The 25,366-nt window shown below is 55.6% G+C and carries 29 protein-coding genes; 15 read left to right on the top strand and 14 right to left on the bottom strand.

What is annotated here, in order from left to right; all coding sequences use genetic code 11:
* Positions 1–159 precede the first annotated feature (159 nt).
* Positions 160–402, top strand: coding sequence for a YceK/YidQ family lipoprotein (locus AC4PCC_RS12920; RefSeq protein ID WP_492124788.1), 243 nt, complete (start codon positions 160–162; stop codon positions 400–402).
* Between the two features lie 33 nt (positions 403–435).
* Here the strand turns inward: AC4PCC_RS12920 and AC4PCC_RS12915 are convergent, their stop codons facing one another.
* The 4 genes from AC4PCC_RS12915 to AC4PCC_RS12900 form a co-directional block, all read right to left on the bottom strand.
* On the bottom strand, positions 436–834 hold the full coding sequence (locus AC4PCC_RS12915) for a MysB family protein (RefSeq protein ID WP_067703078.1): 399 nt from the start codon (positions 832–834) through the stop codon (positions 436–438).
* A gap of 243 nt (positions 835–1,077) precedes the next feature.
* Complete coding sequence (gene mdtG / locus AC4PCC_RS12910; RefSeq protein WP_492124787.1) at positions 1,078–2,316, bottom strand: multidrug efflux MFS transporter MdtG; 1,239 nt, start codon at positions 2,314–2,316, stop codon at positions 1,078–1,080.
* A 155-nt stretch (positions 2,317–2,471) separates the two neighbouring features.
* Positions 2,472–3,395: a Kdo(2)-lipid IV(A) acyltransferase gene (locus AC4PCC_RS12905; RefSeq protein WP_067703085.1), complete on the bottom strand. Its 924-nt coding sequence runs from the start codon at positions 3,393–3,395 to the stop codon at positions 2,472–2,474.
* Between the two features lie 152 nt (positions 3,396–3,547).
* Positions 3,548–4,642, bottom strand: coding sequence for an NADH:flavin oxidoreductase/NADH oxidase (locus AC4PCC_RS12900; protein WP_492124786.1), 1,095 nt, complete (start codon positions 4,640–4,642; stop codon positions 3,548–3,550).
* 209 nt (positions 4,643–4,851) lie between these two features.
* Between AC4PCC_RS12900 and trhO the strand changes: the two genes are divergently transcribed.
* A complete protein-coding gene (gene trhO, locus AC4PCC_RS12895) occupies positions 4,852–5,904 on the top strand; it encodes an oxygen-dependent tRNA uridine(34) hydroxylase TrhO (RefSeq protein WP_492124785.1) in 1,053 nt (350 codons plus the stop codon).
* 403 nt (positions 5,905–6,307) lie between these two features.
* Complete coding sequence (gene proP, locus AC4PCC_RS12890; RefSeq protein ID WP_345831320.1) at positions 6,308–7,777, top strand: glycine betaine/L-proline transporter ProP; 1,470 nt, start codon at positions 6,308–6,310, stop codon at positions 7,775–7,777.
* 108 nt (positions 7,778–7,885) lie between these two features.
* Here the strand turns inward: proP and solA are convergent, their stop codons facing one another.
* The 7 genes from solA to grxB form a co-directional block, all read right to left on the bottom strand.
* On the bottom strand, positions 7,886–8,998 hold the full coding sequence (solA, locus tag AC4PCC_RS12885; RefSeq protein ID WP_492127518.1) for an N-methyl-L-tryptophan oxidase: 1,113 nt from the start codon (positions 8,996–8,998) through the stop codon (positions 7,886–7,888).
* Positions 8,999–9,104: 106 nt separating this feature from the next.
* Positions 9,105–9,359, bottom strand: a complete 255-nt coding sequence (gene bssS, locus AC4PCC_RS12880; protein ID WP_067703098.1) for a biofilm formation regulator BssS — start codon at positions 9,357–9,359, stop codon at positions 9,105–9,107.
* A gap of 216 nt (positions 9,360–9,575) precedes the next feature.
* Entirely contained in the window at positions 9,576–9,851 is a 276-nt protein-coding gene (locus AC4PCC_RS12875; RefSeq protein ID WP_492124784.1) for a hypothetical protein, read from the bottom strand.
* A gap of 143 nt (positions 9,852–9,994) precedes the next feature.
* Complete coding sequence (dinI, locus tag AC4PCC_RS12870; RefSeq protein WP_067703109.1) at positions 9,995–10,240, bottom strand: DNA damage-inducible protein I; 246 nt, start codon at positions 10,238–10,240, stop codon at positions 9,995–9,997.
* Positions 10,241–10,325: 85 nt separating this feature from the next.
* The gene (gene pyrC, locus AC4PCC_RS12865) at positions 10,326–11,372 is read right to left on the bottom strand and encodes a dihydroorotase (protein WP_492127517.1); all 1,047 of its coding nucleotides are present in this window, start codon (positions 11,370–11,372) and stop codon (positions 10,326–10,328) included.
* Positions 11,373–11,614: 242 nt separating this feature from the next.
* Positions 11,615–12,181 (bottom strand): lipoprotein, encoded by a 567-nt coding sequence (locus AC4PCC_RS12860; protein ID WP_067703121.1) that lies wholly within the window; start codon positions 12,179–12,181, stop codon positions 11,615–11,617.
* 150 nt (positions 12,182–12,331) lie between these two features.
* On the bottom strand, positions 12,332–12,979 hold the full coding sequence (grxB, locus tag AC4PCC_RS12855; protein WP_492124783.1) for a glutaredoxin 2: 648 nt from the start codon (positions 12,977–12,979) through the stop codon (positions 12,332–12,334).
* A gap of 255 nt (positions 12,980–13,234) precedes the next feature.
* Between grxB and rimJ the strand changes: the two genes are divergently transcribed.
* The 3 genes from rimJ to murJ all read left to right on the top strand — a co-directional run bounded on the left by rimJ (position 13,235) and on the right by murJ (position 16,449).
* The gene (rimJ, locus tag AC4PCC_RS12850) at positions 13,235–13,825 is read left to right on the top strand and encodes a ribosomal protein S5-alanine N-acetyltransferase (RefSeq protein WP_067703123.1); all 591 of its coding nucleotides are present in this window, start codon (positions 13,235–13,237) and stop codon (positions 13,823–13,825) included.
* A 34-nt stretch (positions 13,826–13,859) separates the two neighbouring features.
* Positions 13,860–14,786, top strand: a complete 927-nt coding sequence (locus AC4PCC_RS12845) for a Gfo/Idh/MocA family protein (protein WP_492124782.1) — start codon at positions 13,860–13,862, stop codon at positions 14,784–14,786.
* 124 nt (positions 14,787–14,910) lie between these two features.
* Positions 14,911–16,449, top strand: coding sequence for a murein biosynthesis integral membrane protein MurJ (murJ, locus tag AC4PCC_RS12840; RefSeq protein ID WP_492124781.1), 1,539 nt, complete (start codon positions 14,911–14,913; stop codon positions 16,447–16,449).
* A gap of 70 nt (positions 16,450–16,519) precedes the next feature.
* Here the strand turns inward: murJ and flgN are convergent, their stop codons facing one another.
* The 3 genes from flgN to flgA all read right to left on the bottom strand — a co-directional run bounded on the left by flgN (position 16,520) and on the right by flgA (position 18,022).
* A complete protein-coding gene (gene flgN / locus AC4PCC_RS12835) occupies positions 16,520–16,951 on the bottom strand; it encodes a flagellar export chaperone FlgN (RefSeq protein ID WP_067703132.1) in 432 nt (143 codons plus the stop codon).
* A gap of 4 nt (positions 16,952–16,955) precedes the next feature.
* The gene (gene flgM / locus AC4PCC_RS12830) at positions 16,956–17,252 is read right to left on the bottom strand and encodes a flagellar biosynthesis anti-sigma factor FlgM (RefSeq protein ID WP_067703134.1); all 297 of its coding nucleotides are present in this window, start codon (positions 17,250–17,252) and stop codon (positions 16,956–16,958) included.
* A 101-nt stretch (positions 17,253–17,353) separates the two neighbouring features.
* A complete protein-coding gene (gene flgA / locus AC4PCC_RS12825) occupies positions 17,354–18,022 on the bottom strand; it encodes a flagellar basal body P-ring formation chaperone FlgA (RefSeq protein WP_492124780.1) in 669 nt (222 codons plus the stop codon).
* A gap of 155 nt (positions 18,023–18,177) precedes the next feature.
* Between flgA and flgB the strand changes: the two genes are divergently transcribed.
* From flgB to flgJ, 9 genes are all read left to right on the top strand, one after another.
* A complete protein-coding gene (flgB, locus tag AC4PCC_RS12820; protein ID WP_067703137.1) occupies positions 18,178–18,591 on the top strand; it encodes a flagellar basal body rod protein FlgB in 414 nt (137 codons plus the stop codon).
* Between the two features lie 3 nt (positions 18,592–18,594).
* Positions 18,595–18,999, top strand: a complete 405-nt coding sequence (gene flgC, locus AC4PCC_RS12815; RefSeq protein ID WP_067703140.1) for a flagellar basal body rod protein FlgC — start codon at positions 18,595–18,597, stop codon at positions 18,997–18,999.
* An 11-nt stretch (positions 19,000–19,010) separates the two neighbouring features.
* On the top strand, positions 19,011–19,679 hold the full coding sequence (flgD, locus tag AC4PCC_RS12810; RefSeq protein WP_492124779.1) for a flagellar hook assembly protein FlgD: 669 nt from the start codon (positions 19,011–19,013) through the stop codon (positions 19,677–19,679).
* Between the two features lie 24 nt (positions 19,680–19,703).
* Positions 19,704–20,903 carry a flagellar hook protein FlgE gene (gene flgE, locus AC4PCC_RS12805; RefSeq protein ID WP_067703146.1) on the top strand — a complete coding sequence of 400 codons (1,200 nt, stop codon included), beginning with the start codon at positions 19,704–19,706 and terminating at the stop codon, positions 20,901–20,903.
* Positions 20,904–20,924: 21 nt separating this feature from the next.
* Entirely contained in the window at positions 20,925–21,680 is a 756-nt protein-coding gene (locus AC4PCC_RS12800) for a flagellar basal body rod protein FlgF (protein WP_067703151.1), read from the top strand.
* Positions 21,681–21,697: 17 nt separating this feature from the next.
* Positions 21,698–22,480: a flagellar basal-body rod protein FlgG gene (flgG, locus tag AC4PCC_RS12795; protein WP_067703154.1), complete on the top strand. Its 783-nt coding sequence runs from the start codon at positions 21,698–21,700 to the stop codon at positions 22,478–22,480.
* Positions 22,481–22,589: 109 nt separating this feature from the next.
* Positions 22,590–23,291, top strand: coding sequence for a flagellar basal body L-ring protein FlgH (locus AC4PCC_RS12790; protein WP_492124778.1), 702 nt, complete (start codon positions 22,590–22,592; stop codon positions 23,289–23,291).
* A gap of 9 nt (positions 23,292–23,300) precedes the next feature.
* On the top strand, positions 23,301–24,407 hold the full coding sequence (locus tag AC4PCC_RS12785; protein ID WP_067703157.1) for a flagellar basal body P-ring protein FlgI: 1,107 nt from the start codon (positions 23,301–23,303) through the stop codon (positions 24,405–24,407).
* Entirely contained in the window at positions 24,407–25,345 is a 939-nt protein-coding gene (gene flgJ, locus AC4PCC_RS12780) for a flagellar assembly peptidoglycan hydrolase FlgJ (RefSeq protein ID WP_492124777.1), read from the top strand. The genes AC4PCC_RS12785 and flgJ overlap by 1 nt, the downstream gene beginning before the upstream one ends.
* Positions 25,346–25,366 lie beyond the last annotated feature (21 nt).

Raw genomic sequence — 25,366 nt, 5'->3', positions numbered from 1 at the left:
GTAACGGCAGCAGAGGCCGGGGATTTTCCCCGGCCTTTTTTTATGCTATTTACGCCAACCTTACGTTTTTAACAGGGTTTATAACGGACGGCGCGAACGTGGGTAGGATAGAATATGCGGTAAGTATCGCTCTTTTACTTAGCTTTTGGTCAGAAGGTTATGATGAAGAAAATAATATGCGGGTTACTGCTGGGTGCCAGCGTGCTGGTACTGAGTGGCTGTGGCAGCATCATCAGCCGCACGCTGCCCGGACAGGGTCACGGAAAGCAATTTTATCCTGGGGTGCAGTGGGACATTCGCGATACGCCCTGGCGGTTTCTGACGATTATCGACCTGCCGCTGTCGCTGGTGGTTGATACGCTGCTGTTACCGGTGGATGCCAGCCACGGACCCTATCAATAGCGCACCCTAAAGGGGTGCGCCGTCTTGCATGACTCAGGCCCAGCGATCGGATTCGCTGTTGTCGTCTTCCCACTCCTGCGCAGCCGCTTCACCCTCTTCGGTGTCTGCAGGCGGCTCAAGCTGGAATTCACCTTCATCCCATTCGTGCAGGGTATTTTCCGGCATCCACTCCTGACGCAGTTCAATCTCGTCGAAATCGCCATCAAAAATAGCCTGGGCCGCTTCACCACTGCGCAGCGACAGGCATTCGCCTTCATCGCCCTCGTTAGTAAAGAACTCAGCCTGCCACATGATATCGCCATCCTGCATAACGTATTTTTGCAGATTGAACTGGCTGACGGAGGCATCATCCTCTTCCAGCTCTGGATTCGCAGCCAGGTACTCTTCACGAGCGGCGTCGATGGCTTCTTCCAGCGTTGCGTATAATGACATGCTATTTTCCTTTCCCGGTTAAGACTATCAGCAAAGGATAGTCTAAGTTTTGCAGGGGTAAACCCGTCTCAGGAAAAAAATCGTGCTGTTTTGTATACGCGTATCAGTGTGTTACAGAAAAAAGTGATGAAGGATTAAAAAAACTTCTGTGACATTCATTCTAATTCAACAGCGTAACGCGGTTGCCGCCTGGCTTTATATGCACCCGTTCAAAGGCAATACTGCGCCCGTAACAGCCAGCCTTCATTCCTCTGCCCGCGCGGGGAGTACGGCCCGACGGCGCAGTACCCGCCACGAGTAGACTGCATTGAACAGCACGACGGTTGCCGTGACCACGAATACCGCGCGAAATCCCCAGTGGGCAGAAACCAGCGCACCCATAAGCGGGCCGGTAACATTACCGATGTCGCGGAAAGACTGGTTATAGCTGAAAATACGCCCGGCGACCTGGTTAGAGGCGTTATAGATGAGCAGAGTCTGTACTGCCGGCAGCAGGGCACCGTCAGCCGCGCCGAGCAGGAAGCGCAGGATGCCCAACTGCCAGGGATTCTGCACCAGCGACATCGGAATGAGCAGCAGAACAGAGACCACCAGCATGGCGATCAGAATGCGTTCGGGACCAATGCGGTCGCCCAGTTTGCCCAGCCTCGGCGCGCTGATAAGCGCTGCCACGCCGGGCACGGAAGCGATAAGCCCGGCAATAAACGCCAGGTTTTGCGTAGTACCGTTCAGTTCACGGACATAGAGCGTGAGAATGGGGGCAATTGAACCGGTAGCAATCTGAATAATCAGCGTGGTGACGAACAGCGCCAGCACCAGTCTGGGATTTTTAAGTGAGGTGAAGACCTGGCGCGCGTGCAGCATGTCTTTCTTTTTAACGGGTATAAAGGTTTCTTTGACGGCGAGCAGGGTCATAATAAAGCAGATAAACAGCACGGCGGCGGTAATAAAAAAGACCGGCCGCAGGCCAAAGCTGTCAGCCAGCAGGCCGCCGATTAGCGGCCCAATCAGCGCGCCGCTCACGGCACCGGTAGAGAGCCAGCCCAGCGCCCAGCCGCTTTTATTACGCGGCACCTGGGTCGCGATTAACGCGTTAGCGTTTGGCACAAAGCCGCCCAGCAGGCCCAGCAGCGCTCGCAGGGCAAGAAACTGCCAGACGGACGTTGCCATGCCCATCAGCAGCATCACAATCGCCATACCCAGGGCGGAGCGCAGCAGCATAATTTTTCTGCCTTTGCGGTCGGCCAGGCCGCCCCAGAAAGGGGAGGCAAAGGCAGAGAACAGAAACGTGATGCTAAAGACCGCACCTGACCAGAGCGTGAGCGCATGGGGATCGCTCACGCCAAGCAGCTCAACGTAGAGTGGCAGAAAAGGCATGACCAGGCTGAACGCCACGCCGGTCAGAAAACAGCCGCACCAGGCGACAAACAGGTTTTTCCGCCAGTTCAGTTGTACCAGAGTCACTTCTGAGGGGGTAGACATAGGGGCGCAGGTAACCTGTCGGCAGTAAATGTTTAATTAGCTTGCTAATTATGCGCTTAAAAAACAGTCATGAACAGGGCGGGACAGAGATATTTAAACGAGCAGGGAGTATCAGGAAGTGGGACAGTCCGACCGCTATCGGACTGTCCGTGGGCTTATTTGTAGAGAGAGGGCTCGCCTTTGGGGCGTGTTTTAAAACGGCGATGCAGCCACATATACTGCTCAGGCGCCATCAGCACGCCGTTCTCCACCACCTTGTTCATCCTGGCCGCCGTGGCCGCCTCGTCATCAAGGGGGATGGCTGTCTCTTCTGGCAGAATAACCATTTCATAGCCTTTGCCCTGCGGCAGGCGGCGCGGAACAAAGGGGATCACTGCGGGCTGGCCGCTGCGGATCAGCAGGTAGCTCCCCCGGGTTGACGCGGCTTTTTCCACGCCAAAGAAGGGCACGAAAACGCTGCTTTTTGGGCCGTAATCGTGATCCGGGGCATACCAGATAATATCGCCATTTTTCAGCGCCCGAATCATACCTTTCACGTCGCGGCGGTCGAGCATACTCTTATTGGAACGCATCCGCCCCCAGGTTTGCAGCCAGTCCAGCAGGGCATTGTCATTAGGGCGGTAAACGCCGATGCCGGGGTTATGGATGCCGAATATTCGGGCACCCAGCTCCAGCGTCAGAAAATGCATGCCAATCAGCAGTACGCCTTTGCCATCCTGATGCGCTTTTTCAATATGTTCCAGGCCACTGACCTGAAACCATTTCTTAATGCGCCAGTCGGGCCAAAACCACGCCATGCCGGTTTCGATTAGGCCCATGCCAACAGATTCAAAGTTTCGGACCACCATCGCCTCGCGCTCGGCTTCCGGCATGGCGGGAAAGCAGAGTTCAAGATTGCGGCGCGCGACCCAGACGCGGCGACGCAGAAAGCGCATGGAGAGCCGGCCAAGGCCGCAGCCTGCGTAATAAAGAACGGGGTAGGGCAACAGTACCAACAGGTAAAGTAAACCGATACCAAACCAGGTAAACCAATAACGTGGATGCAGCAACGCACGCGAAAATTGAGGCAGCTGAGTCATGAGTTTCCAGAGTAAAATAAAGGGGCACCATTATGCGGGCCGGGGATGAACATTTATGGCCTATTGTGCCATTTTTTAAGAACAAACTGAAATTATCACGGTGTCGTTAAGGATGGGGTTACTGTCCCACCGCAGTGGGACAGTGATGTCGGTCAGGATTTAAACAGACCTTTTACTTCATGTGGCTCACAGCGCCAGTACTGCTCGGGCGCATTAACTTTTGCACCCAGCTTCGCGGCGGCGTGCCACGGCCAGCGCGGGTCATAGAGCATGCCCCTGGCAAGCGCCACCATATCCGCCTGATTATCGGCCAGTACGGCCTCGGCCTGCTCAGGATCGGTGATCAGACCAACGGCGATAACCGGGATAGCCACGGCCTGTTTGACCGCCGTCGCAAAAGGCACCTGATAATTGGGGCCGACCGCAATCTGCTGTTTCGGCGACAGGCCGCCGCTGGAAACGTGAATGTAAGCACAGCCTTCCTTCTCCAGCGCCTGACTCAGTGCCACAGACTGTTCTGTATCCCAGCCACCTTCCACCCAGTCGGTAGCAGAAATGCGTACGCCCACCGGTTTATCTGCCGGGAACACGCGACGGATCTCACGGAAAATCTCCAGCGTCAGGCGCATACGGTTTTCAAGCGAGCCACCGTACCGATCCTCGCGCGTGTTGGAGAGGGGCGAAAGGAACTGATGCAGCAGATAACCGTGTGCTGCATGTATCTCGATCAAATCCAGCCCCAGCCGGTCGGCGCGAATGGCGCTGTCGATAAAGCCCTGCTTAATCTCCTCAATACGCGCGGTGGTTAAGGCAACCGGGGGGGTATCTGTCTCATTGAAAGGCACGGCTGAAGGGGCAGAGGTCTGCCAGCCTCCCTGCTCAGGCTGTAAAAAGCCGCCACCGTGCCAGGGAGCGTCAGTTGACGCCTTACGACCCGCGTGTGACAGCTGGATCCCCAGCGGAATTGAGGAGTACTGACGCACATCCTTTAACACATCCGCCAGCGCCTGCTCGGTTTCATCGTTATACAGCCCCAGGTCCTGCGGGGTAATGCGGCCAGCAGCCTCAACGGCGGATGCCTCAAGGATCAGCAGTCCTGCACCGGAAAGCGCGAGGTGGCCCAGATGGATGCGGTGCCAGGCGGTGGCCCGGCCCTGGTCGGCAGAATACTGGCACATCGGGGCGATGGTGATGCGGTTTTCCAGGGTGAGCTTACCCAGCGTTATCGGGGTGAAAAGGTGACTCATGAATTTTCTCCGGTATTAATCACAGTTCTGAACTGAACAGGCTAACTATAGGCGGTTATTTCTGTGATGTTGATCAGGCTATGCTGTTAAGTGCCAAACATTACCTTTTAAAGAACCCGGCAACGACTGACAAATCTGGTTTGATTTCCGAATGATTCAGGTATCATAGCCGCCGCAAAATTTCTCTCTTGAATGCAGGAACGAACACCATGCCAGTGTTACATAACCTTGTTTCCAATGAAGAGCTGAGGGCGCGCATGCTGGCCGAAACCGAGCCGCGCACCACCGTCTCTTTTTATAAATACTTCACTGTTGACGATGCGAAAGCCTTTCGTGACGCGCTCTATGTTGCGCTGACCCGACTTAAGGTTTTTGGCCGCGTCTACGTTGCGGCCGAAGGCATCAACGCCCAGATTAGCGTACCTGCCAGCCAGTACGACGCGATGAAAACGATGCTCTATGCCTTCCATCCGGCGCTGGATAACCTGCGGATGAATATCGCGCTGGACGATGACGGTAAATCGTTCTGGGTGCTGCGCCTGAAGGTGCGCGAACGTATCGTAGCGGATGGCATCACCGATGATTCCTTTGATGCCAGCGATGTGGGTGACTACCTCAAAGCGAATGAAGTGAACGCCATGCTGGACGATCCCGAGGCGATATTTGTTGATATGCGTAACCACTATGAGTACGAAGTGGGTCATTTCGAGAACGCGCTTGAGATCCCTGCCGATACCTTCCGCGATCAGCTGCCGATGGCGGTCGATATGCTGCAGGACAATAAGGACAAAAAAATCGTCATGTATTGCACCGGGGGCATTCGCTGTGAGAAGGCCAGCGCCTGGATGCGACACAATGGTTTTGAGAACGTTTATCACGTGGAAGGCGGGATTATCGAATATGCCCGGCGCGCGCGTGAGCAGGGGCTACCCGTGCGCTTCAGGGGCAAAAATTTTGTTTTTGACGAGCGGATGGGGGAGCGTATCTCCGACGAGGTGATTGCGCACTGCCATCAGTGCGGCACGGTGTGCGATAACCACGTCAACTGCAAGAACGATGGCTGCCACCTGCTGTTTATCCAGTGCCCAGCCTGTGCGGAAAAGTACCAGCACTGCTGTAGTCCGCTCTGTATGGAAGAGCTGGTCCTTACGCCGGAAGAGCAGCGCGCGCGTCGCGCAGGCCGTGAAAACGGTAATAAGGTGTTTAATAAGTCGCGTGGCTTATTGAATATGACCTTAAAGATCCCCGAGTCAGATCGCTAACTTAACGATCCCCAATCCGGACCGTCAGCGTAACGTTGACGCTGAAAGATCCCTCAGTCGGATCTGCCCGCGTGGGGGCCAGTCCGATTTGTCCGCGTTCAGGGGCCAGTCGGACGGCTGGCCCTGTTTGACGCTTACACAGTTTTTTCCTTTCTGCTTTGTCCTCTCTGTTTACGCTGCCCGCACTTACGCCAAAAATGCCTTCATTAAAACGATAGCTATCACAAACTTGAAAAAAAACGGGTCGTCTACTAAAGTAAATATCCGTAAAGAAAAGTTGCCCACGCGTATTAACACCTTCGCCCCGTCGCAATCCGCTGCTTTATAGCTTTCTTTCCCTTTAGTTCGTTTTTCACCGGCAACGAAAGCTATAACGCTGCTCACCCTTACTCATGGAGATTGTATGAGCAACACAGAAAAACAGAAGAAGCATTTCTGGCAAAAGCCAAAGAAGCCAAAAGAGCTGACCTTCGAAGATATTACTATCGTTGATGGCGACATGCTTAAGCGCGCCGTAGGTGCTGCAGCCCTGGGTAACGCCATGGAGTGGTTCGATTTTGGTGTTTACAGCTATCTTGCCGTTACCATTGGTAAGGTGTTCTTCCCCGGCGGCAGCGCGGCGGCACAGCTGCTGGCGACCTTTGGCGCCTTCGCGGCGGCCTTCCTCGTGCGTCCGGTGGGTGGCCTGGTGTTTGGTCCACTCGGCGATCGAATTGGTCGTCAGAAAGTGCTGGCGATCACCATGATCATGATGTCCATCGGGACATTTTGCATCGGTATCATCCCCAGCTATGAGAAGATTGGTATCCTGGCACCGATCCTGCTGCTGGTCGCCAGACTGGTACAGGGCTTCTCTACCGGGGGGGAATACGGTGGCGCCGCGACCTTTATCGCGGAATATTCTACCGATAACCGTCGCGGCTTTATGGGCAGCTTTCTGGAATTCGGCACGCTCGGAGGTTATCTGTTGGGAGCGGGCCTGGTCACGGCGTTGACCGCCTTTATGCCGGAACAGACGCTGTTGGACTGGGGCTGGCGCATTCCTTTCTTCATCGCCGCGCCACTGGGCCTCTTTGGTCTGTATGTGCGTCTGAAACTGGAAGAGACACCCGCTTTTCAAAAGCATATGGAGAAACAGGAAGCGCTGGAGCACAGCAAACCCCGCCTGACGTTGTTTCAGATGTTAAGCAAGTACCGCGCGCAGATGCTGAAGTGTATTGGTCTGGTGCTGCTGTTTAACGTCTCTAACTACATGCTCACCTCCTATATGCCAAGCTATCTGACCGGGATTCTGGGGCTGAGTGAGATGAGCAGCCTGCTGCTGATCCTGGTGGTGATGTTTGTCATGATGCCGCTGACGCTGTTCTGGGGGCACTGGAACGATCGTCTGGGCCGTCGTCCTGTTATTTGGGGCGGCGCAGTGGCCCTGATAGTGATGGCGATACCCTGCCTGATGCTGATTGGATCAGGCAATATGCTATGGGTATTCGTGGGCCTGATTATCCTTGGGGCGATTCATACCTGTTTCAGCGGCTCAATGCCCGCAACGCTTCCGGCACTGTTTGCCACTGATATTCGCTACAGCGCGCTGGCGATTGGTTTTAACCTGTCCGTTTCGCTGTTCGGGGGTACCACCCCGCTGATTACCACCTGGCTGGTCAGTACAACGCACAATCTGATGATGCCGGCCTACTATTTAATGGGCGCAGGGGTTATTGGCGTGATTACCGTATTTACCATGCGTGAAACGGCGCGGAAGCCGCTTAATGGATCGGCACCGGCGGTGGCGAATGAGGCAGAAGCCCATAAGCTAATTAACAAGCTTCGTCTGCGACAGAAAAAGAAAGACGCCGCGCTTAATACGCCAAAGTAACGGCACGTAGATAAAAAAACCGGGCGAGGCCCGGTTAAATAAGACGGTAAGAAACGCCCTGTAAGCGATGCGCTGGCAGGGCGTTTTTAATAATCGTTACCAGGCTAATCATAAACGTGAAAGACTAAATGGCGATAAATCAAATTGAGAGGATTTACCCTGAGCAAAATCTGCCGCTATTTCGCCTAACACGGTTGAAAATTTAAAACCATGTCCGCTCAGGCCGCTAATAATAAGTCGGTCCGGCGAACCGGGTAGCGTATCAATAATAAAGTTTTCATCCTGCGTATTATCGTAAGTGCAGGCCTCTCCCCGCAGACAGACCCCTACGCCCGGTAAGAACTGGCGCAGAAAAGAGAAGAGCTCACTGCCATCTTCGGCGACAGAGCCAAAAGGCTTACGTTGTTCAGGCGATGTGATGGGCTGGCCGCCGTTGTGTTTACCTATCTTAATGGCATTGTTATCAGCCGGGAAACCGTAAAACTGCCCGCCGTCAGGCGTTTCAGCGGTAAAAGCGGGGAAGCGGTTATTTTCGCTGTAGCGCCCATCGGCCTGATGCCAGGCGAAGACTTTCCTGACCGGCGTGATGGGCAGGGAGGGGAGCAGAGATTTCCCCCAGGTTCCGGCGCTAAGCAGCAGTTTTCGCCCGCAAAAGTCGCCATCGGCGGTGCTAACCCATTGCAAACCGTCGCGCTCCTCAAGCGAGTCCACGCCGCAGTTAAACAGCTGCGCACAGCCTGCCTCTTTCGCCAGCCGAATCATATGGCGGATCGCCAGCTCTGATTTCAGGTAGCCCGAGCGGGGTTCGAAAATGCCGGTATAGCCAGGTGGAACGCTGAGCTGAGGCCAGCGGCGAGTCACGTCATCACCGCTAAGCGTTTCTGTTTCAAGTGTAAACTGACTGACGCTGTGGCGGATATTGCGCATAAAGGCTGAGTCGTCGGGAGCCAGATTAATCACGCCGCAGCGATGCATAATGCGCTCGCCGCAGTCGGTTTCCAGCTTGTCCCACAGCTGCTGTGCGCGCAGTATCATCGGGACATAGTACGCGCCTTCGCCATAGGCATGGCGGATCAGTCGCGTTTCACCATGATGGCTACCCTGCTGGTGGGGAGGATGATGCCGGTCAATCATCAGAACTTTCAGTCCGGCCTGCGTAGCGTATAAGCCCGCAGCCGCGCCAACCGAGCCGCTGCCCACTACGATTAAATCATAAACCATCTGCATCCGGGTCCTTAGTAATCAGGTGAGGCATGCAGAATAGCAAACTGTCGCAGTAATGAAAAAGGCACCCTGTTGGGTGCCCTTAAGATAAAGCCAAAACGGACTAATGCTTTTTGTAATCACGATCCTGATATTCCGTGGCTTCTATCTTGGCAATACCGGCTTCGAGGATAGAGATAAATTGTCTGGCAACATCAGTGGTTAACCAATAGGTCTGCCCCACTTCAGCCTCTTCGGACTGCTGCTCGTTTGAGGTAAGGGAATGTAGCCGGATCATCATTGCATCGTAGCTGTCTACGGTACTGATATCCCACCCAACGAGGGGATGTGTCTGGATAACATCTTTGTTTCTGTCCATTATGATCCCCTTATTATTCGTGTTAATGATGACAACGAAGTGATTTATCGAGGTTCAATGCGGTCTTTTTTTCACAGAGCCGTTTAACTATAACAGGGATTTTGAATTTGGCTGAATGAAATTTACCCACAGGATGAATGGGTGTTTTATTTGGTTATTATTTCGTCAGGGCGTATTAAGGAAATTAATCGCGCCGGCGCGTTTAAAAAGTGGGGATCACTCACCATTTTTAAGCGGTATATTGTTCGGCGCACGATGCTTTTCAACTTCATCAGCCAGGCGGGAAAAATGCTGCTGCATATTTTCATCACGATCATGATTTTGCGCCTCAAGCCGCAGACGCTGCGTCAGTAATAAAACAGCCTTCTCATCCAGGCAAAATGAAAGGGAGGAAAAAGCAATTTCTAATACGCTGAGGCGTCGCTGCTGGTCGGCAATCAGTCCCAGTAATTCACCAAATGTCATCGCTTCTTCGGGGGTTTCAGGCGTCATGATGGGTTCCTCAGCTGAGCTTGTGTCAGGGACAGGTAATCTAAACCAGTCTACAACGGCAGAGGCATTACGGCGAGGGGGGCGGGGATGAAAAACAAAAAGGCCGGATGGCAAAACCCGGCAAGCTACGGCACAAAATAGAATCAGTCAGTGATAAACCAGTCGTCAGCGCTTTCCCAGGTTTCCTGGAGGATTTCGGTAACGCGGTCTTTGGCTTCTTTGCCTCCACCCATGACGGTCAGATTATTGGACCCGGCATAACGGACGGAGACGCTGTTTGGCGATTCCGGGAACTGCTTATCAATGCGCTTGATCAGCTCATTTGAGAGCGCATCGATGGCACCGGCGGGAAGAGAAGTAGTTTTTGCAACGGTAACTTCAACACGCATAACAGCCTCCGATTAAGTTACTGTGAATATATACAGTATTTAACGCAGAGGCAATCACTTTCTGAAACGAACCCTGGCCGGGGCGTTAACGCTCTACCGTCCAGTTAAGCGTCTCGCCCGCCAGGAAGGGGATCAGGCGGTCATTACCCAGCGCAATGCTTTCGGCTACTTTCCAGGGCTTGCGAACCAGCTTTACTGTCCCCTCGTTTAGCGGCAGGCCGTAGAAACGCGGCCCGTTTAGCGAACAAAATGCCTCAAAATGCGCAAGGGCGCTCATCTCCTCAAACACTGTCGCATAGGCAGACAGCGCGGTTGGCGCATTAAATACCCCGGCGCAGCCGCAGCTGGACTCTTTACGGTGTTGCAGATGCGGAGCCGTGTCGGTGCCAAGGAAGAAGCGATCGTTACCGCTGGCTATCACGTCACGCAGCGCCTGTTGATGAACGTTGCGCTTCAATATCGGCAGGCAGTACAGATGGGGCCGGATGCCGCCAACCAGCATATGATTACGGTTAAACATCAGGTGCTGGGGTGTGATGGTAGCCGCCAGCAGGCTATCGCCCTCCTGGACATAGGCGGCGGCTTCCCGGGTGGTGATATGTTCCATCACCACTTTCAGCGCCGGAAACTGCCTGCGCAACGGGATCATCACCGTCTCAATAAAACGCGCCTCGCGATCGAAGATATCAATATCTGCACCGGTCACTTCACCATGGACCAGCAGCGGCATACCGATTTTCTGCATCCGCTCCAACACCGCGGCAATGCTGGCGATATCCGTTACGCCGTGGCTGGAGTTAGTAGTGGCATGGGCGGGATAAAGCTTCGCGGCAGTGAAAATACCGTCGTTGAAGCCGGTTTCCAGTTCACTGGCGTCCAGCGTGTCCGTCAGATAACAGGTCATCAGGGGGGTGAAGTCGTGCCCGACAGGGCGAGCAGCCAGAATTCGCTCACGGTAGGCCACGGCAGCCGCCACGCTGGTGACCGGCGGGACCAGGTTAGGCATCACAATGGCCCGACCACAGACTTCACTGGTATAGGGCAGCACGGTTTGCAGCATCTCGTCGTCACGCAAATGGATATGCCAGTCGTCAGGGCGGCGGATCAGGAGTTGCTGGGGAAGTGTTGTCATCATCGTGCTCCGGCAGAAGTGAAATCAGTCAGTGATGGCTGGATTTGGCCGGGTATCAAGCATAGGGATAAAGCGGGCTGAATGCACCAGGTTTGTTTACCGTCGGAAAAAAAAGATTTCAGCGGGTAAGCGTAGTCTGGCCGTTAATCGCGCCGGTGGCGGCCTCAGAGAGGGGGGAGGGCGCGCGGTGGAACAAGAGGCGCGACCATCAACAGGGGCGCACAGCGCGCCTCTGAAGTCGCTTAACGTTCGGTGAAGGGAATAACCAGCTCGCCGGGTTTCACTTCCAGTCCTTTAGCAAAACGTTTTGCCAGCGACTCAGCCTTACTGCGATCGGTACTGAGCACCCAGGCCGGTTTTTGATTGAAATAGTCCTTCAGCGACTGATTCAGATAAGGCGTTAGGGTCTTAAGCACACCCTGCATTTTTTCAGGCTCGACCTGTACGTCTACCAGCTCCATATCCTTTAAGAATACCGCGCCCTGATCTTTGTCGTAGAACGGCAGCGCCTTCATGGTCAGTTTCATGGTGGCCTGCTGCGGGCCGAACAGCGAGCTGATATTGACCTTTGCATTGCCGGAGAGCGTCACTTTATTCGGTTCTTCACGACCAATCTGACTGCTGAGATCGGTCAGGACAATATGCGCGTCAATCAGCCCGGCAACGCCAATCTGCTTTTCATAATTATTGTGTTTCTGCAGGGCCTGATTCACTTCCTGCTCACTAATCGTGTACTGCGTAAGCTGATTACAACCAGCCAGCAGACCGGTCAAAAAAAAGGCGCAAAGCGCCAGAGTCACCTTTTTCATAGCTATCCTCCTGGGAGCGTGCAGCCAGTACCTTCTGGCGCAAAACAATAGCTTGCACGACATTCAGTCCGGAGTCACCAGGAGAACCGATAAAGGGAGGGGAAACAGGTAACAAAATGACGCAGGACCGCACGGCGCGGCCCCGATCGATCAGGCGGCTATCGAAGATAACAAATTGATTTGGGTCTGTTTGGCCATATTGTCGCGGTAATCTGCCACGCGGCTGGGGTACTCAATCCCGGCGATAAGGCTGAGCGAACGCAGCACCGGAAACAGGTGAATATCATCCAGAGAGAGTTCACCGTTTACCGCATTCGGCTGGACAATGAGCTTATCGAGCTTGCGCAGATCGTCGTTGACGTTTTTGATATAGCCGTCAGCATGCTTTTTGAGTTCATCAAAGCTGCCCTGGCTGGCTTCCTTTTTAGCATGAAAGTAGCGGCGCGCCTCGGGCGTCGCGAATTCGGCAAAGGAGGCCGCAGCAATACGCGGCAGCAGCAGTTTGTTGAGATAGCCATTCACGCGGCGCAGCCATTCGCTAATGGCGGGATTGGTAGAGCCGGTCAGGAGAGGTTCGCCATCCCGCTTATCCACCCATTCAACGATATCCAGACTTTCGGGCATGCAGCTGCCATCTTCTTTCATCAGGATCGGTGCCATTTTCTGGCCAATCAGCTTCTCAGGCGTGGCCACATCGTCACTGAGCATCACTATCAGCTCAACAGGGATGTTTTTCAGGCCGAAAATCATGCGGGCTTTTACGCAGAACGGACAGTGATCGTAGATGTAAAGTTTCAAGAAACCCTCCTCGAATTATTCTGAGTTTACAAAGGGTAAGTATGGAAGAGATTAGCGGGCAGGGCAAACCGACGGCGGTATTTAGCGGCAAATGTAAAAGTTTGAAGGTTTTTAACGGGATCCAGTTACCTGTCGCGCTGCGGGCGGCTATAGTGAGGTCAGTCATCTCCCTCCCTGAATGCGGCCCTGAGCGGCTCAGTGGGTGTGAGCGAGGGATGTCGTGAAAAATGTCATCTGGCCATTTCAGGAGAAATGATGTTTGGCTATCGATCCGCTGCGCCCAAAGTGCGCCTGACTACGGACAGACTGGTTGTTCGCCTGGTCCATGAGCGCGATGCATGGCGTCTGGCAGACTATTACGCTGAAAACCGCGCTTTTCTTAAACCCTGGGAGCCGGTGCGGGACGAAAGTCACTGTTACCCCTCCGGCTGGCAGGCCAGGCTCGGTCTGATCACCGAAATGCACCGACAGGCCAGCGCATTCTATTTTATGGTGATGGATCCGGAAGAAAACGCGGTTCGCGGCGTGGCGAACTTCAGCAACGTGGTACGGGGATCCTTCCATGCCTGCTACCTGGGCTATTCGCTGGGGCAGCAGTGGCAGGGGCAGGGAATGATGTTTGAAGCGCTACAGTCGGCGATTCGCTATATGCAGCGCCAGCAGCGCATCCATCGCATTATGGCAAACTACATGCCGCATAATCATCGCAGCGGCGATTTGCTGGCCCGGCTGGGTTTTGTAAAAGAGGGTTATGCAAAGGATTACCTGCTGATTGATGGTCGCTGGCAGGATCACGTGCTGACGGCCCTGACCGCCAGCGAATGGACACCCGAACGTCGGGGATAACACCTCCTGACGAACATAACCGAGACGCGACGTAATGAGTCAACTTCGTATAGGCATTGTCGGATTGGGTAATATTGCGCAGAAAGCCTGGCTACCGGTGGTGACGCAGACCACGGGCTGGCATATCGCCGGGGCCTTTTCTCCCAGCCAGCAAAAAGCCAAAATCCTCTGTGACAGCTACCGTATACCGCTTTTCTCGCAGCTGGATGCGCTGGCCGCCAGCTGTGATGCCGCGTTCGTTCACACCTCAACCGAGACGCATTTCGCTATTGTTAAACAGCTGCTGCTGGCGGGCGTGGATGTCTGCGTGGATAAACCGCTGGCGGCAACGTTAGATGAAGCGGAACAGCTGGTGGAGCTGGCCCATCGCCGGGGACGCAGGCTGATGGTGGCGTTTAATCGCCGGTTTGCGCCACGTTATCTACAGCTAAAAGCGCAGCTCAGCCTGCCGCCGGTGTCGCTGAGAATGGATAAGCACCGCAGCAATAGCGTCGGCCCGCGCGATCTGTTCTTTACCCTGCTGGATGATTATTTGCACGTGGTGGACACCGCGCTGTGGCTAAGCGGCGGCGTTGGCAAGCTGCAGGGCGGATGTTTGCTGACCAGCGATTTGGGCGAAATGCTGTATGCGGAGCATCACTTTACGGTGGGGCAGGCAAGGATAACGACCAGCATGCACCGCCGGGCAGGAACCGATCGTGAATCCGTCATGGCCATTACGGATGGCAGCGTCTGGAACGTCAGCGACATGCGCAACTTTCAGCAGGAGAGCGGTGGCCAGCTAATTACTGACCCTGTGCCCAGCTGGCAAACCACGTCGCAACTGCGTGGTTTTACCGGCGCGGCGCACCATTTTATCGACTGTGCGCAGAATCAGACGCCGCCGCAGACCTCGGGTGATCAGGCACTGATGGCACAGCGTATCGTTGAGAAACTGTGGCGTGAAAGCGAGCGCGAATAATTGACTGTAACAAACGAATGTGGTTATTTCCTTCAGCATCAGTAGACTATGCCGGCCCGAGCGCGAAAGACCTGTGCTCAGTCGTGTCTTACGTCGTCATTTATCACCAAGAACCAGGAAGACCATGAACCTGTTGAAATCGCTAGCGGCGGTCAGCTCGATGACCCTGTTTTCGCGCGTGCTGGGATTTGCCCGCGATGCCATTGTGGCAAGAATATTTGGTGCCGGGATGGCAACGGATGCATTTTTTGTGGCGTTTAAACTGCCCAACCTGCTGCGGCGTATCTTTGCTGAGGGCGCGTTTTCTCAGGCGTTTGTACCGATCCTGGCGGAATACAAAAGTCAGAAGGGGGAAGAGGCGACCAGAATCTTTGTTGCCTATGTCTCCGGCCTGCTCACGCTGGCGCTGGCACTGGTCACGGTGCTGGGCATGCTGGCCGCACCCTGGGTTATTCTGATTACCGCGCCGGGATTTGCCGATACGGCGGATAAATTTGCCCTGACCTCGTCCCTGCTGCGCATCACCTTTCCCTATATCCTGCTGATTTCCCTGGCATCGCTGGCGGGTGCGATCCTGAATACCTGGAACCGCTTTTCGGTACCTGCGTTCGTTCCGACGCTATTAAACGTCAGTATGATCGGTTTTGCCCTGTTTGCCGCACCGCATTTCCATCCCCCCGTGCTGGCACTGGCGTGGGCCGTGGTCGCGGGCGGCGTGCTACAGCTGGGTTATCAGCTGCCGCACCTTCGGAAAATTGGCATGCTGGTGCTGCCGCGACTCAATCTTAAGGACGCGGGCGTCTGGCGGGTGATGCGCCAGATGGGGCCAGCGATACTTGGCGTATCGGTCAGCCAGATATCACTGATTATCAACACCATTTTCGCCTCGTTTCTGGTCTCCGGTTCAGTCTCCTGGATGTACTATGCCGATCGCCTGATGGAGTTCCCCTCCGGCGTTCTGGGCGTGGCATTGGGCACTATTCTGCTGCCCTCCCTGGCGAAAAGCTTTTCCAGCGGCAATCATGACGAATATTCCCGCCTGATGGACTGGGGGTTAAGGCTCTGCTTCCTGCTGGCGTTACCCAGCGCGGTCGCGCTGGGGATCCTGGCAAAACCGCTCACCGTGGCACTGTTTCAGTACGGCAAGTTCACCGCCTTTGATGCCTCGATGACCCAGCGGGCGCTGGTGGCGTACTCAGTTGGCCTGATGGGACTCATCGTGGTGAAGGTACTGGCTCCCGGTTTCTACTCACGTCAGAACATCAAGACGCCGGTTAAAATTGCCGTTGTCACCCTGATAGTGACGCAGCTGATGAATCTGGCTTTTATCGGTCCGCTTAAGCATGCCGGACTGTCGCTGTCGATTGGGCTGGCGGCCTGTCTGAATGCCTCGCTGCTCTACTGGCAGCTGCGTAAGCAAAAAATCTTTCAGCCCCAGCCGGGCTGGACAAGCTTCCTGGTACGCCTGCTGCTGGCGGTAGTCGCGATGGCCGCTGCGCTGGTCGGTATGATGATGATTATGCCTGACTGGGCGAGCGGCAATATGCTCTGGCGGCTGGTGCGACTGGCGGGCGTCTGTGCGGTGGGCGGCGGCGTCTACTTCATCGTTCTGGCGCTGCTGGGCTTTCGCGTGGGCGATTACGCGCGGCGTACGGCATCATAAAAAGACCCCGGCGCAACGTTTGCTGCGCCGGGGTCGGAAGCGGTTCGGAAAGGCAGGGCAGAAACGTTAATCAGACTTTACGACTGATAAAACCGCTCGAGGTTGCCTGACCGTCCGGGCCATAGAATTTTTGCGTCTGGTGGGGCTTAAGCACCTCCAGCGCCTGCTCGGTAAAGCCAATCTGATGATTAAGCAGCAGTCCGTTGTGCAGGTTGGTATCACGCAGCTTAACGGTCTGCTCCTGAATAGCGGCCCAGCGCTTCGCCATCTCCGGCTGAAGGCTGTAGGGCGCATGTAGCCCGGCCTCTTTTTCCGCATCGCGCCGCAGCTGCTCAATAAAATTGAGCGTGGCCAGCAGGGAGCTTTTATCTTCGGTAATACGCTGGAGCAAGCTGCTGTTGACCTGTCCGCCTGAGAGCTGTTGCTGCTCTGCCATCATGACGTCGGCCAGGTTCGATAGCACTTCAAGCATTTTATCAAGCGCGTTCAGCAGCTTATCCATCCGGTTAGTTACCTTCTATCGAATCTTTTGCCTGTTGAATCAGGGCATCAGCGATTTTACCGCTGTCCATTTTCAGGTCGCCATTGCGAATGGCGGTTTTCAGCTCTTCCACGCGCGCGGTGTTAATATCCTGCGAGCTGGATTTGGTCAGCTGTGACTGCGCGCCGCTCAGTACAACCTGGGTAGCGGACGGGGTAGTTTTCGTCTCGACCTGACGTGCCTTCGGTGCTGCCGTTTCGTTAGTATCACGCGTCTGAACGGTAGCCGCTGGGTTCAAAGGTTGAGTTCTGTCGATGCTCATGTCTGGCTCCTGTATGCTCAGGCCTGAAAGCGGCCAGATAAGATAAGTGTACTATGTCTGTTAATTACACTATCGGCAGAACTGAAGCCATCTTTAGTCCTTTATAGCGTTATCAGAATATTCCCATCCGCGCCAACTTTACCATTCACAATCTGCCCTGAACTCATTCTCACGCGCACCAGCTGGGCGGCGGTGGCATTATTCATGGCCTGCCCCTCGCTGGAGACGTTAAAGCCCTCGCCGCTGGCGGTTACGGTCACGTTCTGACCCGCCTTAACCCGCCAGGGCTGTCTGACCATCATCAGCGTAACCGGCTGTCCTGGCAAAAAGTCGCGCAGGGTGACCGCATCGGCAATCTCATCCGCTGACATCACCGCACGGGCGGGCAGGGTATCCAGCCGACCGTGCTCAATTTTGACATCGGCGGGCGTGAGGGCGGTACCGCGAGCCACCTGGCGGGCAGCGACGATATAATCGCCGGTCACCTGAACCTGGACCTGAATATAGCGACGGTTCTGTCCGCAGTTTGCGGCGACGCTCATGCTACCCCACATCCGGCTGTTACCGGGGAGTGAGAACTGCGGGGCAGTGCAGTCTGGCCACTGTGCCTGCGGCGTTTTTACTACCACGCTAAGGGTATCGGCACTCTGGCCGTTTTCCCCATAGCGGGATTTAAAAAATTGATTTAACTGACCGGTCAGGTCTTCGGCGCCGGCCGACAGCGTGAGCAGTCCGGTCAGGCACATTACAAGCAGGCTTAAGGCGCGCATTTTTTCTTCCCGCATCTCAACATGAAAGCCATTGTACTGACTGTTGCCCCAGGTCAAGGCGCAAATTAGCAACGCTTTTAGGCGCTATTCTGACGATAAGTCTTCCCCTCACGCGCTTATGCTGTCAGCTCTAAATTCTCATTTGCGGAGGACGCATGCTCGACAAACTGGACGCGGCACTCAGGTTTAATACCGAAGCGTTAAACCTGCGTGCCCAGCGGCAGGAAATCCTGGCATCTAACATCGCCAATGCTGACACCCCTGGCTATCAGGCTCGCGATATTGATTTCGCCAGTCAGATGAACAAGGTGATGGAGCAGGGGCGGGCACAAGGATCGGGGCTGTCGCTGGCGGTTACGTCGGCACGCCATATTCCCGCAGAAACGCTGCAACCCGCCTCCATGGACCTGATGTACCGCATCCCGGATCAGCCGTCGATGGATGGCAACACGGTTGATATGGACCGCGAACGTACGCAGTTTGCGGACAACAGCCTGAAATATCAGACCGATCTGACCGTTATCAGCAGCCAGATCAAAAGCATGATGTCCGTGCTACAGGGGCAATAATCGATGTCTTTACTCAATATTTTTGATATTGCGGGATCGGCGATGAACGCACAGTCGCAGCGGCTCAACGTCAGCGCCAGTAACCTGGCTAACGCCGACAGCGTTACCGGGCCTGACGGTCAGCCGTATGTGGCAAAGCAGGTGGTCTTTCAGACCAATGCTGAGCCCGGCTCACCCACCGGCGGCGTACGTGTTTCCCAGGTGGTTGACGATCCCACACCAGCAAAGCTGGTCTATGAACCGGGCAATCCCATGGCGGATGCGAAAGGCTACGTAAAAATGCCTAACGTTGACGTAGTCGGGGAAACGGTGAACACCCTTTCGGCCTCACGCAGCTACCAGGCTAACGTCGAAGTGTTAAACACCGTTAAGCAAATGATGATGAAAACCCTGACGATGGGTCAATAAGGAGCTCGCTAATGGGCATTGCTGTAGGCGTAAATGAAAAGCTGGATAACAGCTCAATTACCACCACCTCGACCACCGATACGTCGTCTGCCGATCTTCAAAGTAACTTTTTAACGCTTTTGGTGACACAGTTAAAAAACCAGGACCCGACTAATCCGATGGATAACAGTCAGCTGACCACCCAGCTGGCGCAGATCAATACCCTGAGCGGTATTGAGAAACTGAATACCACGCTGGGATCGATCTCCGGGCAGATCAACAGCGGGCAGTCTCTGCAGGCCTCCGCGCTTATCGGTAAAGGCGTGATGGTTGATGGTTCGCAGGTCTTAGTGGGCAGCAGTCAGACCACGCCATTTGGCGTCAGTCTGGAGCAGGCCTCTACCGCCACCACGGCTACCATCAGCGATTCGACAGGCAAGGTGGTGCAGACCATCAATCTGGGTGCGCTGACTGCGGGCGTGCACACCTTCTCATGGGATGGCTCGTCATCCGATGGCACGGCGGCGGCAGATGGCAAATACAACGTGTCAATCAGCGCCAGCAACGCGACCGGTCAACTGGTTGCGCAGCCGCTGAATTATGCACTGGTTAATGGGGTGACTAACGACACGAGCGGTGCCGTTTTAGACCTCGGTACGATGGGCACCAGTACCGTCGCGAACGTTCGTCAGATTATTTAATTAACCCTTTCCAGGAGATTACACATGGCATTTTCACAGGCAGTCAGCGGTCTTAACGCCGCCTCCAGCAATCTTGACGTAATAGGTAACAACATTGCGAACTCCGCGACCGTGGGCTTTAAATCCGCCACCGTCTCCTTTGCGGATATGTTTGCCGACTCCAAGGTTGGGCTGGGCGTCAAGGTGGCTGCGGTTACGCAGGACTTTAACGACGGTACAACCACGTCTACCAGCCGCGGGCTGGATGTGGCGATCAGCCAGTCAGGTTTCTTCCGTATGACCGATACCACCGGTGCGGTCTACTACAGCCGTAATGGCCAGTTCACACTGGATGAAAACCGCAATATCGTTAACGCAGCGGGCCTGCAGCTGACCGGCTATCCGGCAACCGGCACGCCGCCAACCGTCCAGACCGGCGCTACGCCGGTGGCGCTGAGCGTACCGACCACCGCGATGTCAGCAAAAGCGACCACTACAGCGGCACTGGTGGCTAACCTCAACTCTACCGACAGCGTCCCCACGACGACGCCTTTTGATGCAACCAACGTTGACACCTACAACAGCAAGGCATCAATGACCACGTATGATTCACTGGGTAACGCCCACACCATGAATCTCTACTTCGTCAAGTCGAGTGATAACAACTGGACCGTTAACGCGCAGGATGCCAGCACCGGTGCTGCCGCTGGTTCGTTTAACATGACCTTTAACAGCAGCGGTCAGCTGACTTCCGATGCTAACCAGACGCTGAGCATGGCGTCCCTGAATGGTTCCGCAGCCCAGACGTTCTCGCTGAGCATGTTAAACAGCCAGCAGCAGAACACCGGTACCAGCACCTTTGGTAACCCGACTCAGAACGGTTATAAGCCGGGCGAACTGACCAGCTATCAGATTAACAACGACGGCACCGTAGTCGGTAACTACTCAAACGAGCAGTCCCAGACGCTGGGGCAGATTGCGCTGGCTAACTTTGCCAACCCGGAAGGACTCAAGTCAGAGGGCAACAACGTCTGGTCTGCGACGAACTCGTCCGGTCAGGCACTGGTAGGGCTTGCCGGTACCGGTAACCTCGGCACCCTGACCGCAGGCGCGCTGGAGTCATCCAACGTCGACCTGAGTAAAGAGCTGGTCAATATGATCGTCGCCCAGCGTAACTATCAGTCTAACGCCCAGACTATCAAAACTCAGGACCAGATCCTCAACACCCTGGTCAACCTGCGTTAATTCGGCTAACAGGATCGTCTTATGGATCACGCGATATATACCGCCATGGGGGCTGCCAGTCAGACCCTCGAACAGCAGGCAGTGACGGCCAGTAACCTGGCTAACGCCTCAACCCCCGGCTTCCGTGCGCAGCTTAACGCGCTGCGGGCGGTGCCGGTGCAGGGTCTTTCGCTGCCAACGCGCACGCTGGTCACCGCATCAACACCCGGTGCCGACATGTCGCAGGGCTCGCTGGACTATACCGAGCGCCCGCTGGACGTCGCCGTGCGTGAGGACGGCTGGCTGGCCGTGCGTGCGCCCGATGGCAGCGAAGCCTATACGCGCAACGGCAATATGGAGCTCGACCCGGCCGGGCAGCTCACCATCCAGGGTAACCTGGTGATGGGCGACGGCGGACCGATTGCCGTGCCGCAGGGGTCTGAGGTGACCATTGCGGCTGATGGCTCTATTACCGCGCTGAACCCGGGCGATCCGCCGAATGCCACTGTCCAGCTGGGACGTCTGAAGCTGGTGAAAGCCACCGGCAATGAAGTGACTCGCGGGGATGACGGGCTGTTCCGTCTGACCGCGAGCGCGCAGACGCAGCGCGGTGCCGTCCTGCAAAGCGACCCGACCATACAGGTGATGCCAGGCGTACTGGAAGGCAGCAATGTCAAACCGGTTGAAACCATGGTCGATATGATCGCCAACGCACGCCGCTTCGAGATGCAGATGAAAGTGATCTCAAGCGTCGATGAGAATGAACAACGCGCTAATCAGCTGCTGTCAATGAGCTAAGTGCAGAGGAAACCTAAATGATCCGTTCCTTGTGGATTGCCAAAACTGGCCTTGACGCCCAGCAAACAAATATGGACGTCATCTCGAACAACCTGGCCAACGTCAGCACCAACGGCTTTAAACGCCAGCGTGCGGTGTTCGAAGATTTGATGTACCAGACTATTCGCCAGCCTGGCGCGCAGTCCTCTGAGCAGACAACGCTGCCCTCAGGCATGCAGCTGGGTACGGGTGTGCGCCCGGTCGCCACCGAGCGCTTACATACCCAGGGTAACCTGAACAAAACCGATTCGTCGAAAGATGTGGCGATCAGTGGTCAGGGTTACTTCCAGGTACAGATGCCCGACGGCACGCTGGCCTATACCCGCGATGGCTCCTTCCAGACCGACCAGAACGGTCAGCTGGTGACCAACGGCGGCTTCCCCGTGCAGCCTGCAATTACCATTCCGGCTAACGCCCTGAGCATGACCGTGGGGCGCGATGGCGTGGTCAGCGTCACCCAGCAGGGCCAGACGCAGCCGGTGCAGGTTGGGCAGCTGACGCTGAGCACCTTTATTAACGATGCTGGCCTGGAAAGTAAGGGTGAAAACCTCTACCAGGAGACGCAGGCCTCCGGTGCGCCAACCGACAGTACGCCCGGTAACAACGGCGCGGGCCTGCTCTATCAGGGCTATGTCGAAACGTCCAACGTTAACGTTGCGGAAGAGCTGGTCAGTATGATCCAGACCCAGCGCGCTTATGAAATCAACAGTAAGGCCATCAGCACCTCCGATCAGATGCTGGCTAAGCTGACGCAGCTGTAATAGTCGCACTGCACAACCCGCCTGTTCCGGGTCGAAATTTTAAGGTTATGGCGGCCGGTTTTCCCGGCCGTTAATAAAAGAACTTCTGATGATTAAAGGTAGTGATTCCATGGCGAAGCAAATTTCAGTGCCTGGACGTTTGTTGGTAGCAACGCTGCTCCTGACGCTTAACGGTTGTGCTTTGGTTCCCCGTAAGCCCCTGGTCGATGGGTCGACAACGGCCCAGCCGCTGCCTGCTTCGCCAATGGTGGTTAACGGTTCTATTTTTCAGGGCGTGATGCCGATGAACTACGGTTACCAGCCGCTGTTCGAAGATCGACGCCCACGTAATATCGGCGATACGCTGACCATTACCCTGCAGGAAAACGTCAGCGCGAGCAAAAGCTCGACCGCGTCAGCAGGGCGTGACGGCAGCAGTACGCTGGGCCTGACCGCATTACCAAGTGCCCTGACCGGGCTGCTGGGTGGCAGCAAAACCAATATTGACGCCAGCGGTAAGAATGACTTCGCCGGCAAGGGCGGCGCGACCGCGAATAACACCTTTACCGGCACCATCACCGTTACCGTTAATCAGGTATTGCCAAACGGTAACCTGAAAGTCGTCGGTGAGAAGCAGATCGAGATTAACCAGGGGACGGAATTTATCCGCTTCTCGGGCGTCGTTAACCCGCGCACCATCAGCGGCAGCAATAGCGTGGTGTCGACGCAGGTGGCGGATGCCCGCATTGAATACGTCGGCAACGGCTATATCAATGAAGCGCAGACCATGGGCTGGCTGCAACGGTTCTTCCTGAACCTGTCACCGTACTAAGAGGCTACAATGCGTAAGATTATTTTTCAGTTTGCCCTGCTGCTGCTGGCGGGTATCAGCACCCTGGCTCAGGCGGATCGCATTCGCGATCTGACTACCGTGGGCGGCGTGCGTGATAACTCGCTGATTGGCTACGGGCTGGTCGTGGGCCTTGACGGCTCCGGTGATCAGACAACCCAGACGCCCTTTACCACGCAGAGCCTGAACAACATGCTCTCGCAGCTCGGGATCACCGTGCCTGCGGGCACCAATATGCAGCTTAAAAACGTGGCTGCGGTAATGGTGACCGGGAAGCTGCCCGCCTTTGGCCGTCAGGGTCAGGTGATTGACGTAGTCGTTTCCTCTATGGGTAACGCCAAAAGCCTGCGCGGCGGTACGCTGCTGATGACGCCTTTAAAAGGGGTGGATAATCAGGTTTACGCGCTGGCGCAGGGGAACATTCTGGTCGGCGGTGCGGGTGCCTCCGCGGGCGGAAGCAGCGTAACCGTCAACCAGGTTAACGGTGGCCGCATAACCGGCGGCGCGACCATTGAGCGCGAACTGCCGACTAACTTCGGCACGCAAAGCGTTATCAACCTGTTTTTGAATGATGAAGACTTCAGCATGGCGCAGCGGATCAGCGATGCGATTAACGCCCATAGCGGCTACGGTTCCGCTCAGGCGCTGGATGGTCGTACGGTGCAGGTGCAGGTTTCTGCCAACGGTACCTCGCAGGTTCGCCTGCTGGCGGATATTCAGAATATCGACGTCTCAGTGCCGATTCAGGATGCGAAAGTGATTATCAACTCGCGGACCGGTACGGTGGTAATGAATCGCGAAGTGATGCTCAGCAGCTGCGCCATTGCCCAGGGCAACCTGTCGGTGACGGTGAACCAGCAGCAGAACGTTAGCCAGCCGAATACGCCTTTTGCCGGGGGCCAGACGGTCACCACGCCGCAGACGCAAATTGACCTGCGTCAGAGCGGTGGGGCACTGCAAAGCGTGAACGCCAGCGCGAACCTGAACAGCGTGGTGCGGGCGCTTAACGCGCTGGGCGCAACGCCTATCGATCTGATGTCTATTCTGCAATCCATGCAGAGTGCCGGCTGCCTGCATGCCAAACTGGAAATCATCTGATGAGCGATTCTCAATCTCTGATGGGGGCGGCGTACGACAGCCGCTCGCTTAACAACCTTAAACGGCAGGCCAGCGGCGACCCGAAGGCGCATGCCCGGGAAGTGGCTAAACAGGTGGAAGGGATGTTCGTACAGATGATGCTGAAAAGCATGCGTGAGGCCCTGCCGCAGGATGGCCTGCTCAGCACGGAGCAGACGCGGCTCTACACCTCAATGTACGATCAGCAGATTGGGCAACAGATCGCCTCTAAGGGGCTGGGTCTGGCTGATATGATGGTTAAGCAGATGGAGCAGGCGCAGCCGCTGGATGAAAAAGCGGGCACCGTGCCGATGATGCTGGATAAAAACTTCATCAACACGCTGCCGCCGCTGGCGATGGAACAGATCGTTCGCCGTGCGGTGCCGCGTTTACCCTCGTCCGAGACGCCACTCAGCGGCGACAGCAGCGATTTCATCGCCCAGCTTTCACAGCCGGCGCAGCTGGCCAGCGCCCAGAGTGGGATCCCGCATCACCTGATCCTGGCGCAGGCCGCGCTGGAGTCCGGCTGGGGGCAGCGGCAGATCCGCACCGCCGAGGGCAAACCGAGCTACAACGTGTTCGGTATCAAAGCGGGTGCAAACTGGCAGGGCAAGAGCACCGAAATTACCACCACTGAATATGAGAACGGCGAGGCGGTGAAAGTGAAGGCCAAATTCCGCGTCTACGACTCCTATTTCGACGCGCTCAATGATTATGTCAAGCTGATCGCCAATAACCCACGCTACTCCGCCGTGACTACCGCCTCCACCCCGGAACAGGGGGCGCAGGCCCTGCAGGCAGCGGGCTATGCTACCGATCCAAAATATGCCCAAAAGCTGGTGGGGATGATCCATCAATTCAAAAGCATGGGTGAAAAAGTGGTTAAAGCCTATACCCAGGATATTGGCGATTTGTTCTGATTAATTGCTCAAGTTTGTCGC

It is taken from the genome of Erwinia sp. L03-1 (assembly GCF_058686115.1).
This window is presented reverse-complemented; position numbering and strand designations above follow the sequence as displayed.

Bases quoted from the DNA above. Each gene is read 5' to 3' on its own strand.
- AC4PCC_RS12920 (WP_492124788.1), top strand. From the start codon at position 160: ATGATGAAGAAAATAATATGCGGGTTACTGCTGGGTGCCAGCGTGCTG.
- AC4PCC_RS12915 (WP_067703078.1), bottom strand. From the start codon at position 834: ATGTCATTATACGCAACGCTGGAAGAAGCCATCGACGCCGCTCGTGAA.
- mdtG (WP_492124787.1), bottom strand. From the start codon at position 2,316: ATGTCTACCCCCTCAGAAGTGACTCTGGTACAACTGAACTGGCGGAAA.
- AC4PCC_RS12905 (WP_067703085.1), bottom strand. From the start codon at position 3,395: ATGACTCAGCTGCCTCAATTTTCGCGTGCGTTGCTGCATCCACGTTAT.
- AC4PCC_RS12900 (WP_492124786.1), bottom strand. From the start codon at position 4,642: ATGAGTCACCTTTTCACCCCGATAACGCTGGGTAAGCTCACCCTGGAA.
- trhO (WP_492124785.1), top strand. From the start codon at position 4,852: ATGCCAGTGTTACATAACCTTGTTTCCAATGAAGAGCTGAGGGCGCGC.
- proP (WP_345831320.1), top strand. From the start codon at position 6,308: ATGAGCAACACAGAAAAACAGAAGAAGCATTTCTGGCAAAAGCCAAAG.
- solA (WP_492127518.1), bottom strand. From the start codon at position 8,998: ATGGTTTATGATTTAATCGTAGTGGGCAGCGGCTCGGTTGGCGCGGCT.
- bssS (WP_067703098.1), bottom strand. From the start codon at position 9,359: ATGGACAGAAACAAAGATGTTATCCAGACACATCCCCTCGTTGGGTGG.
- AC4PCC_RS12875 (WP_492124784.1), bottom strand. From the start codon at position 9,851: ATGACGCCTGAAACCCCCGAAGAAGCGATGACATTTGGTGAATTACTG.
- dinI (WP_067703109.1), bottom strand. From the start codon at position 10,240: ATGCGTGTTGAAGTTACCGTTGCAAAAACTACTTCTCTTCCCGCCGGT.
- pyrC (WP_492127517.1), bottom strand. From the start codon at position 11,372: ATGACAACACTTCCCCAGCAACTCCTGATCCGCCGCCCTGACGACTGG.
- AC4PCC_RS12860 (WP_067703121.1), bottom strand. From the start codon at position 12,181: ATGAAAAAGGTGACTCTGGCGCTTTGCGCCTTTTTTTTGACCGGTCTG.
- rimJ (WP_067703123.1), top strand. From the start codon at position 13,235: ATGTTTGGCTATCGATCCGCTGCGCCCAAAGTGCGCCTGACTACGGAC.
- AC4PCC_RS12845 (WP_492124782.1), top strand. From the start codon at position 13,860: ATGAGTCAACTTCGTATAGGCATTGTCGGATTGGGTAATATTGCGCAG.
- murJ (WP_492124781.1), top strand. From the start codon at position 14,911: ATGAACCTGTTGAAATCGCTAGCGGCGGTCAGCTCGATGACCCTGTTT.
- flgN (WP_067703132.1), bottom strand. From the start codon at position 16,951: ATGGATAAGCTGCTGAACGCGCTTGATAAAATGCTTGAAGTGCTATCG.
- flgM (WP_067703134.1), bottom strand. From the start codon at position 17,252: ATGAGCATCGACAGAACTCAACCTTTGAACCCAGCGGCTACCGTTCAG.
- flgA (WP_492124780.1), bottom strand. From the start codon at position 18,022: ATGCGCGCCTTAAGCCTGCTTGTAATGTGCCTGACCGGACTGCTCACG.
- flgB (WP_067703137.1), top strand. From the start codon at position 18,178: ATGCTCGACAAACTGGACGCGGCACTCAGGTTTAATACCGAAGCGTTA.
- flgC (WP_067703140.1), top strand. From the start codon at position 18,595: ATGTCTTTACTCAATATTTTTGATATTGCGGGATCGGCGATGAACGCA.
- flgD (WP_492124779.1), top strand. From the start codon at position 19,011: ATGGGCATTGCTGTAGGCGTAAATGAAAAGCTGGATAACAGCTCAATT.
- flgE (WP_067703146.1), top strand. From the start codon at position 19,704: ATGGCATTTTCACAGGCAGTCAGCGGTCTTAACGCCGCCTCCAGCAAT.
- AC4PCC_RS12800 (WP_067703151.1), top strand. From the start codon at position 20,925: ATGGATCACGCGATATATACCGCCATGGGGGCTGCCAGTCAGACCCTC.
- flgG (WP_067703154.1), top strand. From the start codon at position 21,698: ATGATCCGTTCCTTGTGGATTGCCAAAACTGGCCTTGACGCCCAGCAA.
- AC4PCC_RS12790 (WP_492124778.1), top strand. From the start codon at position 22,590: ATGGCGAAGCAAATTTCAGTGCCTGGACGTTTGTTGGTAGCAACGCTG.
- AC4PCC_RS12785 (WP_067703157.1), top strand. From the start codon at position 23,301: ATGCGTAAGATTATTTTTCAGTTTGCCCTGCTGCTGCTGGCGGGTATC.
- flgJ (WP_492124777.1), top strand. From the start codon at position 24,407: ATGAGCGATTCTCAATCTCTGATGGGGGCGGCGTACGACAGCCGCTCG.